At 30.2% G+C, this 14888-nt stretch carries 12 protein-coding genes; 8 read left to right on the forward strand and 4 right to left on the reverse strand.

Annotated elements, in window-relative coordinates; translation table 11 throughout:
• The first annotated feature begins 108 nt into the window (after window positions 1-108).
• The gene (mgtE, locus tag KPL55_RS05490; protein ID WP_216305696.1) at window positions 109-1452 is read left to right on the forward strand and encodes a magnesium transporter; all 1344 of its coding nucleotides are present in this window, start codon (window positions 109-111) and stop codon (window positions 1450-1452) included.
• 221 nt (window positions 1453-1673) lie between these two features.
• Here the strand turns inward: mgtE and KPL55_RS05495 are convergent, their stop codons facing one another.
• Both KPL55_RS05495 and KPL55_RS05500 read right to left on the reverse strand, forming a co-directional pair.
• Entirely contained in the window at window positions 1674-2237 is a 564-nt protein-coding gene (locus KPL55_RS05495; protein WP_216305697.1) for a Uma2 family endonuclease, read from the reverse strand.
• Between the two features lie 175 nt (window positions 2238-2412).
• Entirely contained in the window at window positions 2413-3153 is a 741-nt protein-coding gene (locus KPL55_RS05500; RefSeq protein ID WP_216305698.1) for a hypothetical protein, read from the reverse strand.
• Between the two features lie 249 nt (window positions 3154-3402).
• On the opposite strand from KPL55_RS05500, the gene KPL55_RS05505 reads away from it, so the two are divergent.
• The 6 genes from KPL55_RS05505 (at window position 3403) to KPL55_RS05530 (ending at window position 10858) form a co-directional block, all read left to right on the forward strand.
• Window positions 3403-4029, forward strand: a complete 627-nt coding sequence (locus tag KPL55_RS05505) for a GntR family transcriptional regulator (RefSeq protein WP_216305793.1) — start codon at window positions 3403-3405, stop codon at window positions 4027-4029.
• A gap of 103 nt (window positions 4030-4132) precedes the next feature.
• Window positions 4133-5710 (forward strand): ABC transporter permease/substrate-binding protein, encoded by a 1578-nt coding sequence (locus tag KPL55_RS05510; RefSeq protein WP_216305699.1) that lies wholly within the window; start codon window positions 4133-4135, stop codon window positions 5708-5710.
• Between the two features lie 148 nt (window positions 5711-5858).
• Entirely contained in the window at window positions 5859-7436 is a 1578-nt protein-coding gene (locus KPL55_RS05515; RefSeq protein WP_216305700.1) for an ABC transporter permease/substrate-binding protein, read from the forward strand.
• Between the two features lie 131 nt (window positions 7437-7567).
• Window positions 7568-8713 (forward strand): ABC transporter ATP-binding protein, encoded by a 1146-nt coding sequence (locus KPL55_RS05520; protein ID WP_216305701.1) that lies wholly within the window; start codon window positions 7568-7570, stop codon window positions 8711-8713.
• Window positions 8706-10286 carry an ABC transporter permease/substrate-binding protein gene (locus KPL55_RS05525; protein ID WP_216305702.1) on the forward strand — a complete coding sequence of 527 codons (1581 nt, stop codon included), beginning with the start codon at window positions 8706-8708 and terminating at the stop codon, window positions 10284-10286. The genes KPL55_RS05520 and KPL55_RS05525 overlap by 8 nt, the downstream gene beginning before the upstream one ends.
• A 152-nt stretch (window positions 10287-10438) precedes the next feature.
• Entirely contained in the window at window positions 10439-10858 is a 420-nt protein-coding gene (locus KPL55_RS05530; RefSeq protein ID WP_216305703.1) for a hypothetical protein, read from the forward strand.
• 15 nt (window positions 10859-10873) lie between these two features.
• On the opposite strand, the gene KPL55_RS05535 is transcribed toward KPL55_RS05530, so the two are convergent.
• On the reverse strand, window positions 10874-11419 hold the full coding sequence (locus KPL55_RS05535) for a DUF6241 domain-containing protein (RefSeq protein ID WP_216305704.1): 546 nt from the start codon (window positions 11417-11419) through the stop codon (window positions 10874-10876).
• 262 nt (window positions 11420-11681) lie between these two features.
• Between KPL55_RS05535 and KPL55_RS05540 the strand changes: the two genes are divergently transcribed.
• Window positions 11682-13664 carry a PAS domain-containing sensor histidine kinase gene (locus KPL55_RS05540; protein ID WP_312887224.1) on the forward strand — a complete coding sequence of 661 codons (1983 nt, stop codon included), beginning with the start codon at window positions 11682-11684 and terminating at the stop codon, window positions 13662-13664.
• 16 nt (window positions 13665-13680) lie between these two features.
• Here KPL55_RS05540 and KPL55_RS05545 read toward each other — a convergent pair whose 3' ends face one another.
• Entirely contained in the window at window positions 13681-14793 is a 1113-nt protein-coding gene (locus KPL55_RS05545; RefSeq protein ID WP_216305705.1) for an acyltransferase family protein, read from the reverse strand.
• Window positions 14794-14888: the final 95 nt, after the last annotated feature.

Below are 14888 nucleotides of genomic sequence, written 5' to 3' on the forward strand. Positions count from 1 at the left end.
AAATTTAATATTATTATTGAGGAAGAGTTCATTTATGCCATGGCCTTGAACTAACTATGTGTTTTTTTGAAAAACTTCTTCCTCTAAATAAAAATAAGGGGGAATATTATGTCACATAGATTAAACGAAAAAGAACTAATTGATTTCTTAATAAATGAAAATATAGAAGAAATAAATAAACTTATTCAGTTCATTCATCCTACCGATATTTTAGTAGCTATTAGGCAATATGATGGAGCTAAGATAAATTTACTTCACAAACTATCCCCAAATGTGATTGCAGACATTATTGATGATGCAGAGGATGATGAAAAATATGATCTCTTAACAATTCATTCAAATATCATACAAAAGAAAATTATTCACGAGATGTCATCAGATGAATTAGTAGATTTATTAGAAGCTGTAACAGAAGATGAAGCTAAAAACATTATGAGAAAAATGAATAAAGAAGATACTGACGAAGTAAACGCATTGTTATTTTACCCTCCAGATAGTGCGGGTGGAATTATGGCCACTGAATTTATCATGGTAAAAGAAAATATGACCATAGGTCAAACCTTAAACTATCTTCAAAAGGAAGCTACAGAAGCAGAAACTTCTTATTATATATACGTAGTTGGCGACAATGCTCTTTTAAAAGGCGTTATATCTTTAAAGGATATAGTCCTTAGTAACTTTGACGTGAAAGTTTCAGATATTATGAATAGTACTGCCATGAGTGTACCTGTTGATATGGATCAAGAAGAGGTTGGACACATATTCGAAAAATATGGGTTTTTAACTATGCCCGTAGTCGATGATAGTATGCATATTTTAGGAATAATCACTGCAGATGATATAATGGAAATTCTTAGCGATGAACATACTGAGGATTTATATCGTCTTGCTGGATTAAAAGAAAATGAAAAGGTTACTGGTTCTCTTAAAGATTCAGTCAGTAGTAGATTACCTTGGTTATTTGTGAATCTAATAACTGCAATCCTTGCAGCTGCAACCGTTAGTATATTCCAGGGCACCATACAAAAAGTTGTAGCCTTGGCAGTTTTCATGCCAATAGTTGCTGGTATGGGTGGTAATGCAGGCACGCAAACTCTAACTATAATTATCCGAAGCATAGCTCTTGGGGAAATTGACTCTAAAAATTCCAGGAAGATATTATTAAAGGAATTTGGTGTAGGTTTATGTACTGGAGTTTCTGTTGGCGCTGCAGTAGCTTTAATAGGTTACTTTTGGGAAAAGAATATTATTTTCGGCGTAGTTATTGGTCTTTCTATGGTGCTTAACATGATGGCCGCAACCATATCAGGTTTCGCAGTACCAGTTATACTAAAAAAATTCAATATTGACCCAGCACTTGCTTCTGCTGTATTTGTTACTACGGTAACTGATGTTTTAGGATTCTTCTTCTTCCTAGGACTTGCAACATTATTTTTACCTTACTTAGTATAAAGTTTATGATTTATTAGTGAAATTAAATAAATAAAACTACCAAAGTGCTATATACACATAGGTAGTTTTTTAATTAATGCTAACCAAAATTTAATTTTTCCATTCTTCTAAAAAATCATGGATTCGATCATTTGGCATCGCCATCCCAGAAGTAAACTGGTGGAATAAATTCTCGTTACCACCTAGATTTATACCCACAATCTCCAAGTGTTCCCCTATATCTAAAGCTCGAATATCTCCTGCAAATTTATTTTAAGTTCCTTGAAAGTAGCTGATTCAAATTCTTCTCCATTTTTAAAAACTCCATATTGCTCATAGAAACCTTTATCGTTAATTTTATATATTGATACTGTTTTAATTTTAGGATTTACTATCCAATATTCATTTACTCCAAAGCGTTGATATAAATTCATCTTTGTAACTAAATCATGAGACTCATTTGATGGACTTAATATTTCTACAATTAAAGTGGGCACCCCAGTATAGTTTCCATCATTTAGACCTGTTTTATCACAAATAATACTTATATCTGGAATAACCTTTTTTGCATATTCTTCTTTTTCATTCTTTAATATAATATCAAATGGAGCAATAAAAGGCTTACATGATTTATTCCTAAAGAAAATATTAAATTCAGTTGCTATGTTAAGTGCTACTATTTGATGTGTTTTGGATGGTGATGCTTGATTATATACTACTCCATCAATATATTCTAATAATTTTTCGTTATTCTTATCTATATTTACAAATTCATCATAGCTTATATATTTCATTTCAGGCAACATCAAAATCACTCCTCTCTCATTAATTAAAAAACTACTCTAATAATAGTATTATACCAAATTTACTGATTATTTACACCTATATATATTATCATTGCATCAATATATATCCTTATTTAAACAAATAAAAAACTACCAAAGTGCACCATTTATGCACTTCGGTAGTTTTATTAAATTTCTATTTATGTCCGTGATGACAACAGTTATAATGTGGTAACACCTTTTGTATTTCTACATCTTGCTCTTTTGTTATAGTACCATTATCAACTAGCTCCTTTGTTGGGCTTACAATAGTAATTTTCATCTTTTTCATATAAGCTTTTCTTTCAGCCTCGGTCATGTCTTGCATTTTTTTATAGTTATCTTTTCTTTTGGCATCTTTTATTGTTATTGCTTTTTCAACTTTGTTACTTTGATCTATGGTTATCACTTTCTTAACTACTAGGGTATTCAAACCTTTTTTCATCTCAATAGTTCTTAACTCTGTTTTTTTAACATACATGTTTTTTTTAAGAACATCAGACTTTTTCTGTGTCAAAATACCATCAGCTACCAAGTCACTAAATAATCCGCCCTTAGTACCTTTTTCTTTTTTACTTTTTTTATGTTCCTCTCCTCTTTTAAGGCCTTTTTCATTAGCATATTTTAATACCTTGTCACCTTCAGCTTTTGTGATAGTTTTTGAGGCCACGCTCTCCTTAACTACTATTTCTAGTGTAACTTTCATCTGCGCGCGATGTGCCTTTGCTTCTTTTTTCTTATTAGCGGAATCTTTGAAATCCATGCTAGTAGCCGTAGTTACTTTACTTACGCTAGAATTATTTTTTGTAGCAGCAAAAGTAAGATTTGCTCCTGAAAATGCTAATGCTGTACATAACATTCCACTTACTATCTTTATTCTTAAAGATGTATTTTTCATTTTTCTACCTCCATAAATTGTTTTTATACCTACTTATTGTTACTGTATTAAGGAAATAATATTCATACCGCCAATTTTCCTAATCAGTCTTCTCTATTTACAATATTATAATAATAATTTATAATTGATATGAAAAACAATAATATACTATAATCACATTGTTTTTTTAAAACTATTCTACCTTAGAGGGGGGAAGTTTATCAGAAGTAAAATAAACTTTTGATAAAATCAAAAATGCAAAATAACTCTATTCCAAATGAGTCTATTCCAAAACCCATTTATAAAAAAATAGCTATAGACCTTGCTAATAGAATACTATCCGGTGATTATTCTATAGGTGATAAACTGTATGGAAGGTCTTCTCTTGCTAGCGAATATAACGTGTCACCAGAGACTATAAGAAGATCTGTAACTCTTTTAAGTGACATGGACATAGTCAAAGTAACAAAAGGCAGTGGTATAGTTATACATTCAGTGGATAATTGTATAAAATTTATTGATAACTATAAAGATATAGATTCTATAAGTTCAATCAAAAAAAATATTGTTGATTTACTGGAAAAGAAAAAGGAATTAGATAAATATATAGACCAATCTATTGATGAACTAATAGATTATTCTAGTAGATTTAAAAATAGTAACCCTTTTATTCCCTATGAATTTGGGATACATACTGATATGAGTGTCATAGATAAAACTATATTCGATACAAAATTTTGGCAAAATACTGGTGCAACCATAATTGGTATAAGGCGAGATGATAAATTAATACTTTCTCCCGGACCACAAACTACCTTTAAGGATAAAGATATTTTTGTAGTCATTTGTGACGAAAGTAGTTATTGCAGAATTAAAACCTTTCTTTATGGGAACTAATAGTGTACCATTAACCCTTATACCACGATTAATATAAAAATCGCGGCATAAGGGTTTTTAAATTAGCTAAAGATATTTAACAATTTTATGGAGGTATACACAAATGAAGAGTTTAAGTTCTTTTATTAGTTTCGTAATAGATAGAAAAGATGAAATATTAAAATTATTTATGCAACATATACAATTAACCGTATTATCTATTTTAATTGCTGTGCTAATAGCAGTACCCCTGGCAATACTTATAGTTAGGTACAGAAAACTGTCAGTCCCTGTTATCGGTTTTGCAAATGTCGTTCAATCAGTACCGAGTCTTGCACTACTAGGATTTTTAATACCGGTGCTTGGAATTGGAAGTAAACCATCAATAGTTATGGTAGTAATGTATTCACTCCTTCCAATAGTAAAAAACACATTTACAGGTTTAACTAACATAACTCCTGCTCTAGTTGAGGCAGCAGATGGTATGGGACTTACAAATACCCAAGTACTACTCAAAGTACGTTTTCCACTGGCAATGCCAATAATTATGTCAGGTATTAGAATATCTTCAGTTACAGCTGTAGGACTTATGACAATAGCAGCCTTTATTGGAGCTGGTGGTTTAGGATATCTAGTTTTTTCAGGTGTTCAAACTGTTAATAATAACATGATTTTGGCCGGAGCTATTCCTGCATGTATACTTGCTATTTTTCTAGACTTTATAATCGGCAAGGTAGAAAATATAGTAGTTCCTGAGGGTATAAAAGATACTCATGCAACACCTAGTAAAACTAATTCATTTTTCAAATCTAAAAAATTTAAAATTTGGACATCAGTATTAGTTCTCTTAGTAATTATCTCAACAGTCGCAACAAGTTTTGTTAAAAGTAAAGACACAATAGTAGTAGGATCGAAAAATTTCAATGAACAAATAATACTTGGAGACATGGTTGCATCCTTAATAGAAAGTAAAACCAAATATAAAGTTGAAAGAAAATTAAATCTAGGCGGTGCTACTGTAGTATTTAACGCTATGAAATCAAAAGACCTAGATGTATATGTAGAATATACCGGAACCGGTCTTGTTAATATATTAAAAAAACCTTCTATAAGTGATCCAACTAAAGTTTATGATATAGTTAAAAATGATTTCTCAAAAAATTATGGTTTAGAGCTACTTAAACCCTTAGGATTTAATAACACCTATGTAATGGCGGTTAAACCAGATTTTGCAAGCAAAAATAAGATAGAAACTATTTCTGATTTAGCAAAAATAAGTTCTAAATTAGATGCTGGAGTTACAATGGAGTTTGTAAATAGAGAAGATGGTTATCTTGGGCTACAAAAAAAATATAATCTAAATTTTAAAAGTGTAAAAGGCATAGATGGAGGGCTTAGATATACTGCTCTTGAAAAAAACGAGACACAGGTTCTAGACGCCTTCTCCACTGATGGATTAATTAAGAAGTTTAATCTAAAACTTTTAAAAGATGATAAGAGTTTTTTCCCGCCTTACTACGCAGTTCCTGTAGTTCGCGCAGAAACATTAAAAAAATATCCAGAGCTTAAGACTGTATTGTCACTACTTGAGAATAAGGTTAGCGACGAGGATATGCGAAATATGAACTATAAAGTTGATAATGGAGAGCAATCAAGAAAAGTTGCTGAAGACTTTTTAAAATCAAAAAAATTAATGAAATAAGGCTAAAAAGGCATGATATATATTATTAATATATATCATGCCTTTTTATACAAATAATTACTTATTTACCTTCACACAATATTTACAAGGAAACAACCCAATGGTATAATCAAGTTGTTACTTGTAATGAATATGGAGGTAGATATAAATGAATAGTTTCAATTCTTTCGTGGATTTTGTAATAGGTCGAAAGTCTGAGATATTAAATTTACTAGTTCAACATATACAGCTAACTATATTTTCAATTTTACTCGCTGTGTTAATAGCAGTGCCTTTAGGAATACTTATAGTTAGATATAGAAAACTTTCTGTTCCTGTCATTGGTTTTACGAATGTAGTTCAGTCAATTCCAAGTCTCGCATTACTCGGTTTTTTAATACCTGTACTTGGCATTGGTAGCAAACCAGCAATAATTATGGTAGTTATGTATTCTCTTCTACCAATTCTAAAAAATACATTTACCGGACTAACTAATATAGATCCTTCACTTATTGAGGCTGCAAACGGTATGGGCCTTACTCAAACTCAGGTACTTCTCAAAGTTCGTTTCCCCCTAGCTATGCCAATTATTATGTCAGGCATTAGAATATCCTCAGTTACTGCAGTAGGCCTTATGACAATAGCAGCTTTTATAGGTGCTGGCGGTTTAGGCTACCTAGTCTTTTCAGGTGTCCAAACTGTTAATAATAATATGATTTTAGCCGGAGCCATTCCTGCTTGTCTTCTTGCTATTGTTTTAGACTTTGTAATAGGAAAGATAGAATACATAGTAATTCCTGATGGTATAAGAACTACAAGTAATAAAACAAAAACAACTAATAAATTCTTTAACAGCAAAAAATTCAAACTTGCCGTGTCTTTGATAGTTCTTATATGCATTGTATTCTCAGTATCTACAACCTTTGTTAAAAGCAAAGACACAATAATTGTAGGCTCTAAAAACTATAACGAGCAATTAGTCCTTGGAAACATGGTTGCCTCTTTAATAGAAAATAAAACTAAATACAAAGTAGAAAGAAAAATGAATTTAGGCGGCTCTCTTGTAATTCTTAATGCTATAAAAGCAGATGCTATAGATATGTATGTAGAATACACAGGTGTAGCACTTGTAAATATAATGAAAAAAGAATCTATAAGTGATCCAGATACTGTTTACAATATAGTTAAAGAAGGTTTTAAAAAGGATTATAACGTAGAATGGCTTAAACCACTAGGTTTTAATAATACCTATGAACTCGCAATGAAACAAGATCTTGCTAAAAAGTATAATTTAAATACTATTTCAGATTTAGCAAAGGTAAGTAGTTTATTAGATTTAGGATGTACAATGGAATTTGCAAATAGAATGGATGGATATCTAGGACTACAAAAAGTGTACAACCTTAAATTCAAAAATGTAAAAGGTATAGATGGAGGTCTTAGATACACTGCACTTCAAAACGAAGAAACACAAGTAGTAGACGCATTTTCTACAGATGGACTACTTCAAAAATTTAAGTTAAAACGTCTAGTCGACGATAAAAAATTATTTCCACCTTATTATGCAGTTCCTATAGTACGCGCAGAAATACTAGAGAAATATCCTGATATAAAGCCTGTATTGCTAACTCTTGCGGGAAAAGTTACTGCCGAGGACATGCAAAAACTAAATTATAAAGTAGATCAAGGTGAAGACCCAAAAACTGTAGCAGAAGACTTTTTAAAATCTAAAAAATTGATAGATTAACTTCCAAAAGATAGTGGCATACTATATAAAAATCAAATTACAAATAGTATATATTTATACAAACTTTACGAAGTACCAACTTAGTGGTATAATGTAGGTTGTTACTTTGTGACAAATTAGGAGGCTATATTTTGATTGAATTTAAAAATGTAAGTAAAAGTTTTAATGGTAGAAAGATTTTGAAAGACATAAATATAACTATACAAGATAAAGAATTAGTTGTTTTTATTGGACCTAGTGGTTGTGGAAAAACAACAACTCTTAAAATGATTAATAAATTGATAACTCCATCAACGGGAGAAATACTAATTGACGGTAAGAAACTTGCAGAAAGAAACACTATAAAGCTTAGACGCAATATGGGTTACGTTATACAACAAGCAGGCCTTCTTCCTCATTTAACAATCGGAGACAATATTGGATTAATTCCATCTATTGAAAAAATGCCAAAGGATATATTAGCCGCTAAAGTAATTGAATTATTAAATCTAGTAGGTCTTGATCCTGAGATATATACAGATAAATACCCTAACCAATTAAGTGGTGGAGAGCAACAAAGAGTAGGTGTTGCAAGGGCTCTTGTAATGGATCCTGATGTAATACTCATGGATGAGCCTTTTAGTGCACTAGACCCAATAACTAAAACTCAACTACAAGATGAGATATTTAATATACAACAAAATGTAAAGAAAACTATAATTTTTGTAACTCACGATATGGATGAAGCATTAAAACTTGGAGATAAAATTTGTATTATGCATGATGGAGATGTTGTTCAATTCGACACTCCAGAGGAAATACTAAAAAATCCCATTAATGACTTTGTACGTGACTTTGTAGGTAAAAACAGAATATGGAATCAGCCAGAACTCATCAAAGCAAAAGATATTATGATATCAACTCCAGTTAAATCAGTTGGAGAGCGTTCAATTCTTCAAGCAATTGAAATAATGAAATCTAAAAATGTTGATAGTTTACTTATCGTAGATAAAACGAACATTTTAACTGGTCTTATTACATTAAAACAAATTCGAACAGCGCTTAGAAAAGATCCGGACAAAACGAGAAAAGTTAAGGACCTAATGGAGACTAAACTTATAACCGTAAATCAAGAAGATTCAATAATAGATATATTAGAAGTTATAAAAAAAGAAGATATAAATTTTGTTCCTGTAGTTGATGATAACAATAAGCTATCAGGCCTTCTCACCAAGAGCAGCCTTTTATCTATATTGAGTAATCAATTTATAGACATGGAGGTAGACGTTAATGAATAGTTTCAACTCATTTATGAGTTTCTTAGTAGAACGAAAATCTGAAATAATAGATTTAACATTAGAACATATACAGCTAACTTTATTCGCAATCGTAATTGCTATAGCAATTGCTATACCTCTTGGTATACTTATAGTTAGGTATAGAAAACTTTCAGTTCCTGTAATTGGTTTTACAAATATAGTTCAATCCATACCCAGTCTTGCACTGCTTGGATTTTTAATACCATTGCTTGGTATTGGAAGTAAACCTGCAATAATAATGGTAGTTATGTATTCACTTCTGCCAATTGTAAAAAATACATTTACAGGACTTACTAATATAAATCCTGCACTTGTTGAAGCTGCTGATGGTATGGGACTTACCAATACTCAGGTATTACTCAAAGTTCGTTTTCCATTAGCTATGCCAATTATTATGTCAGGTATTAGAATATCTTCAGTTACGGCTGTTGGTCTTATGACAATAGCTGCCTTTATTGGGGCTGGTGGTTTAGGATATCTAGTATTCTCTGGAGTCCAGACTGTTAATAATAACATGATTCTTGCTGGAGCTATTCCTGCTTGTATCCTTGCTATTCTTCTAGACTTTATAATAGGTAAGGTAGAAAATATTGTAGTTCCCGAAGGTATAAAAGTTAACCACAGTAAAAACGCAACTAAAAATAATTCATTTTTCGGAAGTAAAAAATTCAAACTAATAACTTCAGGACTAGTTCTGTTGATTATAATGTCCACATTAATTACAAGTTTTATTGGTAATAAAAACAAAATAGTCGTAGGTTCTAAGAACTTTAACGAATCAATAATACTTGGAGATATGATGTCTTCTTTAATAGAGGCTAAAACAGATTATAAAGTTGAAAGAAAATTAAATTTAGGTGGAACTAACGTAGTATTTACTGCTTTAAAATCAAAAGATGTGGATTTATATGTGGAATACACTGGAACATGTCTTGTTAATATACTTAAGAAACCTACAATGACTGACCCAACTAAAGTATATGATGTATCTAAAAAAGAGTTTGCCTCAAAATTCGGAATAGATATATTAAACCCAATAGGTTTCAATAATACTTATGTAATTGCAGTAAAAAAAGATTTTGCTAAAAAGAATAAATTGGAAAATATTTCTGATTTAGCAAAGATTAGTTCAGAAGCAACTGCTGGATTTACTATGGATTTTGCAAATAGACCAGACGGTTATTTGGGACTTCAAAAAGCTTATAATATGAAGTTTAAAAGCATGAAAGGTATAGATGGTGGTCTTAGATATACATCCATCCAAAAAAATGAAACACAAATTTTAGATGCATTCTCCACTGATGGATTAATTCAAAAATTCGATTTAAAACTTTTAAAAGATGATAAACAATTTTTCCCACCATATTATGCAGTTCCTATAGTAAACCAATCTACATTGAAGAAATATCCTGAGTTAAAAGGTATTTTGGAACTTTTAGATGGAAAAATTAACGATGATACTATGCGTAAATTAAACTATAAAGTAGATAATGGTGAACAATCTAGAAAAGTTGCTGAAGACTACTTAAAATCTATAAATCTAATAGATTAAAAGATACATTGTAGAGCATAATAATTCTATTTTCATATAAAAAGCGTGATATATTTAAATATATCACGCTTTTTTATTGTTTGTGAATATAAAATCCATGTTTCTCACATACTAAAACTATAGTAAATTTGAGAAATTATGGAGATGTTCTTATGAATTATAAAAAAGTATCATTACGAATTATTATAGTATCCCTTTTAGTATTCTTATTTAATAGTTTTATAAATGTAATTAACATCCCTAAGGTTGCTAAGGCGGATGTATCAATAGATAACTACATTTTAAATGAGAATCGAGGAGTTCCTCGTTTTGACTATATTATAGGAAATGATAACTGGCCTCATTATCGTGTATTCTATTGGGTCCCAATCAACGCTTCGCATTTTACTCCTTATGCTGATAAAGGCGTTAATACAGATGTTTCAGAGCATGGTCCTGCGCAGAAATGGTCCGTAGTTGTAACCGCCAGAGTAATAAATGATGAAAAATTAGTATTCATATATGTGCCTAAAACTTTTGTTTTCCTATTTGGAAAAGACTTTTATAAGGTTATTCATTTAAGCTATTATTAATAATAGCCATCATCCCTATGGCCTTAAGGATTCTGCTTTACCTATTGTCCCATCAAGTCCATCCCATAAATAATTGTGCTCGTCAACTCCACTACTAAAATTATTATCCTTCCAACGTGCTAGAAATTGGATCAATGTATCTTTATCTGAATAACCACTTTTAGTAATATCCTTAATTAAAGCCTGGCACTTTTCTGGTGTTATAGCTACTTCTCCCCATATCTTACCATCTTCGGCAACAATTTTAGTATTAATCATTTTATGCATTTTATTATAAACTGCCAACTCTTCCTTACTGATTTTTTTGCTAGAATCATATTGTTTTATCACAACGGCTGAATTAACTACTGCTTTATTAACTACTGCTTTTTTTAAAGGACTTGCTTCCACCACTGTCGTGCTTTCCACTGCACTTAATTTCTTCTCTGTAATAAAATAACTGCCTGTTCCTATTATTACAAGTACAAGTAATACGCTACATACCGCAAGCCACTTCCCACGCAAGGGAAATATTTTACCTTTTACGCCCATAGATTCTTCATCCTGTTTATACTGCTTCATACAATTTTACCCCCCGTTATCCTATAAATTGTTGAGTATGTGAAATTATTATTATTATACCACTTTTGTAATAATATTCCAATATTTATTTTAGCAAAGGTTATTTAATAAATTATAAGTAAAATAAACTTATATAGTAAAGTTATAGTAAAAAGTACATAATACCCTTAAAACGTATGGATACAATATAAATATAGTAATTCAGTATAAAATATGGTAATATGTAAAATATAGGTTGACAACTAAGAACGGGGGTAATACAGTGGACACTACTCATAACAACAAAATAACAGAACCATGCTTTTATTCGTGTGATAACATTATTACCGAGATCAATAAAGAGTTTCTTGATTTTACAGGATATGTTATGGAGGATTTATTAGGTCAGTCACTTTCGAATATGGAGGAAATTATAAGAATTAACTCACAAATTTCTTTGGATAAGATAGATAGTGAATACAGCGGGTATATATTTGCGAAGTCTCTTGAACCAAGAGAAGTTACTATATCTATTTTTCTCAACACAAAAACGAATGAAACAAAATATACTTTCAGTGAAATAGCAAATTCTAGACTTGATGACAAGCTCAATTTCGTTAAACAAGTATTTATTGATAACAAATCAGGAGCTGCTATTTATAGTTTACCGGATTTAATATTACTTAAAACAAACCAAAAGTACCTTGATTTCGCATATGCTCCTTTTACTATTGCTAAAAATAGTATAGGCAAATCTATTAGTGAATTTATGCCAGGGTATCCTGGAAGCAAGGCTGAAATCATTGGTAACACACTTTTAGAAACTGAAAAATCAAGTTCTGTAAAAGCCTTTGAATTCAACCATTCTCAAAGAGGTATAACCTATTGGGACTCTACTCAAACACCCATTTTTGAAAATAAAAAAATGAAATATATATACCATGTTGCTATCGACGTTACTCAAAGCGTTACACAAAACGTTAATAAAAACAATAATATAATAATACAGGACAAGCTTATTAAGAACCATAATAAGCTAATTAAGAACTATTCTAGGAACGAAGAAGTTATCACAAAACAATATAAGCTCTTGAACAGAGTAATAGATACATTTGATTTGCCTGTTATTAGATTGTCATGCCCAAAATTAAATATTATTGGCGCTAATAAAAAGGCATTTAACATCCTTAAATTTGTAAGTCCAAATTTCATATCAATTGAAGATATAAAAGCTACTACATTTAAATCTTTATTTGGAGGTCCGGAAACAAATGAATATTTTCAGTGTATTAACGATTTAATAAAAGAGAGAAAAACTCAATATTTGAATAAAAGAAAGTATTTACTAAATGGACAAGATATATATTGGAATATTATCTTCGAACCTGTTCTTGAATCTAGTGGTGAAATCCAAGAAATATTAATCTTGATTATAGATGTTACCGCTGAAATAAAATCTAATCTATCTATGGAAAATGCATTAAAATTACAGGGAGAGTTTCTTGTTAACATATCTCATGAACTTAAAACTCCACTTAATGTTATATTTGCAACTGCCCAGCTATTTAATAAATACTGCACTAGTGGCTCCCTGGACGACAAGAAGGATTCAATAGTTAAATATATAGAATCTATAAAACAAAACTCTTATAGGCTATCTAAAATGATTAATAACATAGTTGATTTATCAAAGATTGAGGCAGGATTCTTCAATCTGTATTTATCAAATAATAATATAGTAGCACTTGTAGAAGACATAGTAATGTCTGTAACTGACTTTACTGATAGTAAAGGTCTGAATATTATTTTTGATACAGATATAGAAGAAAAAACTATCGCTTGTGATCCCGAAAAGCTGGAAAGAGTCCTATTAAATCTTATATCAAATTCAATAAAATTTACGGATAAAGGTGATGAGATCTTTGTAGCGATTAAAGATAAAGGTAAATTTATTGAAATCTCAGTGGCAGACAATGGAATTGGCATCGAGCAAAAATACTTAAATATGATATTTGATAGATTTAAACAGGTAAATAAATCAATATCAAGAAATGCAGAAGGTACAGGTATTGGACTGAGTTTAGTTAAGTCTATTGTAGAATTACATGGTGGTAGTATATATGTTGAAAGTGAATATGGAAAAGGAAGCAAGTTTACGTTTATCATTCCATCTAAAAAAGTTACTACCGAAGATACTCTATATACAAAAAAAGTTAAAAATTCAGCTCAAAGTATTCGAGTAGAACTTTCAGATGTTTGTTCATGAAAGAACTCCCACTTCTTTAGAAGTGGGAGTTCTTTGCTACTACGACACTTTTTTTAGTATTTGAACTACCTATTACAAACTTTAATATTTTCGTTTTTTTAATTACATATGAAATCCCTAGTGAACCACACAAAATAATAATAAACATTGCTGGAACCACTAAAAAAGGAGAAACATTTTTATCTGAAATATATTTTAGCACTATGTAGATTATCGGAGAATGAAAAAGATAAATCGAAAAACTTTCTTTATCTAAATACTTTAAAACTTTGTTGCTATTAAGGCCTTTATACTTAGCACTTATCGAAGAAAGGACTAAGAAATAAAAAATAGTAACCGAAATACAACACATTAAATATATTGAATTTTTTAGTAGAGTATGGATTAAATTGATATTAGAAATTTTAATAGATACTATTAAAAATAAGAACTGCAAAACAAATGTGCCCACAATTAAAACAGTGTTATTTTTCCCCTTAAATCCCTTAACAAAAGTATTCTCGTATTTTCTAACTATGTAACCCAAATAAAAAAACATAAAATAATGTATTGAACTTGAAATTTGAAATATATCTGTAAATTTATAACTAATTATATTTGCACCTGCTATTATAATAAAACTAGCGGGCAACCCTATCTTGTTGATTATAGATTCAAACAAATAAAAAACTATAAATATTTCAAATATGGCAAGTAAGTACCATAGATGACCTACATCTACCCCAGGTATAATGTATTTATAGATTATCTCTAGTATATTATAACCTCTATAACCGCTATAATCAGTCATCATTCTAATTGGTAATACATATATGAATGCAACACAAATATATGGAATCAATAGCCTTTTTACTTTATCCAATGTAAATACACTAAATATATTATATTTGCCGCACTCCTTCTTGCAATAATAATACATATATCCTGAGATAAAAATAAATAACGGCATTTGAAAAGTGTCAATATAAGTTTTTATACTATTAAAAAAACTAGATTTAACAAATGGCGTATAAATCCCCCAGCTGTATTGATAAACAATCATACTATGTCCTAAGACAACTATTAAAATTGCAAATGTTCTTAGTAGAGCTATATTATTTAGATATACTGGCTCCTTTTTAGTTTCCATATAATTCCTCCTAAAATAAATACTTTGTACTTTAATAGTCATTATAACATATTACCTTAAATTTCGACATATTGAACCTATGTATCACGGTCCCT

This window comes from Clostridium lacusfryxellense, from assembly GCF_018861735.1.
Classification (GTDB): Bacteria; Bacillota; Clostridia; order Clostridiales; family Clostridiaceae; genus Clostridium_AD; species Clostridium_AD lacusfryxellense.

What these genes read in the sequence shown, in the direction of transcription:
- KPL55_RS05510 (WP_216305699.1), top strand. Translation starts at nt 4,133, where the DNA reads ATGAAGAGTTTAAGTTCTTTTATTAGTTTCGTAATAGATAGAAAAGAT.
- KPL55_RS05500 (WP_216305698.1), bottom strand. Translation starts at nt 3,153, where the DNA reads ATGAAAAATACATCTTTAAGAATAAAGATAGTAAGTGGAATGTTATGT.
- KPL55_RS05515 (WP_216305700.1), top strand. Translation starts at nt 5,859, where the DNA reads ATGAATAGTTTCAATTCTTTCGTGGATTTTGTAATAGGTCGAAAGTCT.
- KPL55_RS05535 (WP_216305704.1), bottom strand. Translation starts at nt 11,419, where the DNA reads ATGAAGCAGTATAAACAGGATGAAGAATCTATGGGCGTAAAAGGTAAA.
- KPL55_RS05545 (WP_216305705.1), bottom strand. Translation starts at nt 14,793, where the DNA reads ATGGAAACTAAAAAGGAGCCAGTATATCTAAATAATATAGCTCTACTA.
- KPL55_RS05530 (WP_216305703.1), top strand. Translation starts at nt 10,439, where the DNA reads ATGAATTATAAAAAAGTATCATTACGAATTATTATAGTATCCCTTTTA.
- KPL55_RS05495 (WP_216305697.1), bottom strand. Translation starts at nt 2,237, where the DNA reads ATGTTGCCTGAAATGAAATATATAAGCTATGATGAATTTGTAAATATA.
- mgtE (WP_216305696.1), top strand. Translation starts at nt 109, where the DNA reads ATGTCACATAGATTAAACGAAAAAGAACTAATTGATTTCTTAATAAAT.
- KPL55_RS05525 (WP_216305702.1), top strand. Translation starts at nt 8,706, where the DNA reads ATGAATAGTTTCAACTCATTTATGAGTTTCTTAGTAGAACGAAAATCT.